General features: G+C 43.3%; 4 protein-coding genes and 1 pseudogene. 2 read left to right on the top strand and 3 right to left on the bottom strand.

Annotated features, from left to right (window positions below; all coding sequences use genetic code 11):
• On the bottom strand, positions 1-777 hold a 777-nt coding region (gene cysB, locus QTO00_RS16380; RefSeq protein ID WP_331425741.1), incomplete at its 3' end, for an HTH-type transcriptional regulator CysB.
• A gap of 298 nt (positions 778-1,075) precedes the next feature.
• On the opposite strand from cysB, the gene QTO00_RS16375 reads away from it, so the two are divergent.
• Positions 1,076-1,840: a DNA repair protein gene (locus QTO00_RS16375; RefSeq protein ID WP_331425740.1), complete on the top strand. Its 765-nt coding sequence runs from the start codon at positions 1,076-1,078 to the stop codon at positions 1,838-1,840.
• Positions 1,841-1,933: 93 nt separating this feature from the next.
• Positions 1,934-2,725 (top strand): tRNA isopentenyl-2-thiomethyl-A-37 hydroxylase MiaE, encoded by a 792-nt coding sequence (gene miaE, locus QTO00_RS16370; RefSeq protein ID WP_331425739.1) that lies wholly within the window; start codon positions 1,934-1,936, stop codon positions 2,723-2,725.
• A 49-nt stretch (positions 2,726-2,774) separates the two neighbouring features.
• Here miaE and pyrF read toward each other — a convergent pair whose 3' ends face one another.
• Positions 2,775-3,470: an orotidine-5'-phosphate decarboxylase gene (pyrF, locus tag QTO00_RS16365; RefSeq protein ID WP_331425738.1), complete on the bottom strand. Its 696-nt coding sequence runs from the start codon at positions 3,468-3,470 to the stop codon at positions 2,775-2,777.
• A gap of 86 nt (positions 3,471-3,556) precedes the next feature.
• Positions 3,557-3,706, bottom strand: a pseudogene (locus QTO00_RS16360) (lipopolysaccharide assembly protein LapB); the annotation flags it as partial.

Here is a 3,706-nt window from a genome sequence, read left to right as displayed (position 1 = left end):
GATAGCAACAAGGTCACTATCCAGCTCTTGGTCAATAGCCATGCTAGCAATAACGCCAACCCCAATTCCCATACGCACATAAGTTTTAATGACGTCAGCATCGGTCGCCGTAAAGACCACGCGTGGAGTTAAGCCATACTTGTTGAACGCGGTATCTAACTCAGAACGTCCGGTAAAACCAAATACGTAAGTCACCAGTGGGTATGTAGCAAGGTCTTGAATCGACACCTTCTCTTTCTGTGCCAATGGGTGAGACTTAGGCACAACAATTGAACGATTCCAGTGATAACATGGCAGCATGATCGCATCTTGGTAAAGGTGTAACGCTTCCGTTGCAATAGCAAAGTTTGCGGTCCCTTTCGCGATCGCTTCAGACATTTGCGAAGGTGTACCTTGATGCATGTGCAGCGATACTTTAGGATATCGTGCTGTAAAGCCTTTGATAACATCTGGCAGGGCGTAACGAGCCTGAGTGTGAGTGGTCGAGATATTCAGTGTACCCATTTCTGGATGAGTATGTTCCCCAGCAACCGCTTTAATGCTCTCGACTCGAGCTAAAATTTCTTGCGATATACGAATGATGTCTTGACCAGCGCCAGTCACCTGAGTCAGATGTTTACCACTACGTTCAAAAATTTGAATGCCAAGTTCATCTTCTAAAAGACGAACCTGCTTACTAATACCTGGTTGCGATGTGTATAAGCTCTCAGCTGTCGCTGACACATTTAGATTATGATTAACAACCTCAACAATATACTTCAATTGTTGTAATTTCATTCTCGACCTCGCAATCCCTTATCAAAGACCCATAATGAGCGAACATAGTTTATAATATTTAGTTATAACGCCATTAACAGTAAATTGATAGTCCAATCGCAATTGAGCAGTGGAAAAGGCGGTTCTTTTTACTTGGAGAAGCCCTTTTTGCAACCAATTACTCATAACGAGCGTTGCGAAGTGAGTTTTCATTAATAATATCTATCATTTAGGTGATAATACAAAACAGGTGCAGGAGCTGGACAGAATCGTGTATGCTTACCAGCTAGCCATTAAAAAAACATAAGATACGGAATTTATGAATATTGGTTTAATCATAGCTTTAGTTGCCATCTTACTCGTCTTGATCCTTGGCTATAACATTATGCTTCAGTATAAAGTTAAAGCGGAAACAGCTCGTAAACAGGAAAGTTCACGCTACTTACAGATCATTGACGCAACTGAAGACTTAATTGGGCACGCTCACCATATGCCTTACAGCAAAGAGCTTTTGTTGTGTCTGAACACGCGCATTCTTGATGCATTGAAAAGCATGCACGAGCTTGATCCCAAAAATAAGCAACTTGAACAACGTGTTGAACATACTAACCAACAAATTAAGCAGCTCAGCGACAACTACCAAGGTGGTGAAAGCGCGAGTTTTAAAGTTCCGACTAGCGACAAACAAGCGATTGTAATGCTCAAGTTGGTTAAGCGCCTGCGTGATACTATTCGTAGTGAGCACAACAAAGGACGCTTTGAGACCCAAGCTTATGTAGCGGAAAACGCACGCCTAGAGACAATTCAGATTCGTATTAACATTGAAAACGTAATTAAACGATCAAACGATGCCATTGTTCGCGGTCAGCCTGGTACAGCCATCCAACTGCTTAAAAAGGGCCTAGACGCACTTAGCACCAAAAGTGACGCCTACTCTCTGCAAGCGAAAGAAAAACTGCAAACTATGTACGACGAGTTAGAGACTAAACGTCAGAATCGTAACGCTGAAGAGCTACACCAAATCGCTGAAGACCAGCGTAAAGACGATATGGAAGCGCTCTTTGGTGAAAAGAAAAAATGGTAGTACTATTCCGTTACTAAAATCTAAAAAGGTCGCTTTAGCGGCCTTTCTTTTTACTTGAATACTCAACGACTAATATTAAACACTCAGCTAAACATGATCGAACTCGAACAATACCAAAGCCTTCTCAAGCCGATTAACGCCTTCCTTCAATGCCCTACACCAGCTGAATGGGTTAATGAAGCACGCAAGACAGAGAACTTAAAAGTCATCTTAATTGACCACTTACTGTGTGAGCTGAAAGCTGGCCAATCTGCGATGTATCTCATCCGCAAATACGCTGTCGATAAAGTAAGTGCTCACAATCTGCTTGACTGGTTTAAGCCGTATGAGGATTTCGCTTACCGAAAAACAGGCGACTTAAAAACACTTAAAGGAAAGAGTAATATCTCTAAAGCGATTATGGCTAAGTCTGGCTCACCATATAGCCAAGATCTTATCGATAAGATGGTTTTGTTGATTAAAGAAGAGTTACACCACTTTTACCAAGTACTAGAAATAATGGATAACCGCAGTATCGCTTATGAGCCCGTACAAGCGAGCCGCTACGCAAAAGGCCTGATTTCCAATATGGCGACCCATGAGCCCCAAACTTTAATCGATAAACTTATCATCGGTGCATACATAGAAGCTCGTTCCTGTGAACGCTTTGCTATGCTAGCACCGAATATGGATGAAGACATCGGCAAATTCTATATCTCTCTCCTACGCTCCGAAGCACGTCACTATCAAGACTACCTAACCCTAGCAGAGGAGATTGCCGGAGAAGATATTACTGAGCGCATAGACTACTTTGGCAAACTAGAGGCTGAACTGATTTCGTCACCAGACAGCGACTTTAAATTTCACAGCGGAGTTCCGCAGATAGGCTCAATTAACGCCACATAGAAACAACAAAGGCCAGCATCACACTGGCCTTTGTTTTATTAAGCGTAGCTTACGCTAGAGTTGAATTAATCTCTGCAAGTACTGCTGCTGGATCGGCAGCCTGTGTTATTGGGCGACCAATCACTAGGTAGTCAGAACCTGCTTGGATTGCGTCAACTGGCGTCATAATACGTTTTTGGTCACCAACTGCAGCACCTGCCGGGCGAATACCCGGTGTTACTAACTTGAACTCTTTGCCAAGTTCGCTCTTAAGCATAAACGCTTCTTGCGCTGAACAAACCACACCATCTAGGCCAGCGTTCTTAGTTAAGTTAGCTAAACGGATAACTTGCTCTTGTGGTTGAATATTCAAGCCAATACCCGCCAAGTCACTTTGCTCCATACTGGTTAACACTGTAACACCAATCAGTAGCGGACGATCTTTACCATAAGGTTCGAGTATCTCACGTGATGCTGCCATCATGCGTTCGCCCCCACTGGCATGAACGTTCACCATCCACACACCTAGCTCTGCAGCCGCACGTACCGCTTTAGAGCAGGTATTTGGAATATCATGGAACTTGAGGTCTAAGAACACTGAAAAGCCACGCTTGTGCAGTTCTTTGACGAAATCAGGACCAAATAGTGTAAACATCTCCTTGCCTACTTTTAGTCGGCATGAGCTTGGGTCAATTCTATCAACAAAAGCGAGCGCATCGGCTTGGTTATCATAGTCGAGTGCAACAATTACTTTTTGGTCGATCATTTCATCTCCTCACTTACTTTAAACAAATCGAAAAAAAGCAGCGGGATCGCCGCTGCATTTTTGTAATGGGTCATCCCATAAATAATTTATTCACCATCCAATCCTCGGATCGGCTTGATCGTCCCCCAACCTTTACACGAGGGACAATGCCAATACAATGAATGGGTCGAGAAGCCGCATTTACGACAACGGTAATGAGGCTTAACTTTTAATTGTTCACCAACCAGTTTCTGTAA

Source organism: Vibrio sp. M260118 (genome assembly GCF_036533755.1).
In the GTDB taxonomy this organism is placed as follows: domain Bacteria; phylum Pseudomonadota; class Gammaproteobacteria; order Enterobacterales; family Vibrionaceae; genus Vibrio.
Note: the sequence above shows the minus strand (reverse complement) of the source record. Positions and strands in the feature narration are given on the sequence as shown.

Coding starts and splice junctions, on each gene's coding strand:
- QTO00_RS16375 (WP_331425740.1), top strand. CDS start 1,076: ATGAATATTGGTTTAATCATAGCTTTAGTTGCCATCTTACTCGTCTTG.
- miaE (WP_331425739.1), top strand. CDS start 1,934: ATGATCGAACTCGAACAATACCAAAGCCTTCTCAAGCCGATTAACGCC.
- pyrF (WP_331425738.1), bottom strand. CDS start 3,470: ATGATCGACCAAAAAGTAATTGTTGCACTCGACTATGATAACCAAGCC.